Here is a 253-nt window from a genome sequence, read left to right on the forward strand (position 1 = left end):
GCGCAGAACCTCACGCCCAAGCAGATGAAGACCCTGATCACCCGCGCCGGCCCGGGCACCAAGATCGTCTGCCTGGGCAACCTCGCCCAGATCGACACGCCCTACCTGACCGAGGGCAGCTCGGGCCTCACGTTTGCGGTGGACCGCTTCAAGGGCTGGGCCCACAGCGGCCACGTCACGCTGGCCCGCGGCGAGCGCTCGCGCCTGGCGGACTTCGCCTCCGAAGTGCTCTGACCCGGGAGATGCCCATGGC

At 70.0% G+C, this 253-nt stretch carries 1 protein-coding gene; it reads left to right on the plus strand.

All coding sequences use genetic code 11. The annotated features are described in order from the left end of the window. A partial coding sequence (locus ACP3VS_RS24495) for a PhoH family protein (RefSeq protein WP_426390334.1) occupies positions 1–234 on the plus strand: 234 nt, incomplete at its 5' end. Between the last annotated feature and the right edge of the window lie 19 nt (positions 235–253).

Origin of the sequence: Lysinibacillus sp. VIII_CA, assembly GCF_049943995.1 — a bacterium.
Taxonomy (GTDB): Bacteria; Bacillota; Bacilli; order Bacillales_A; family Planococcaceae; genus Lysinibacillus; species Lysinibacillus pinottii.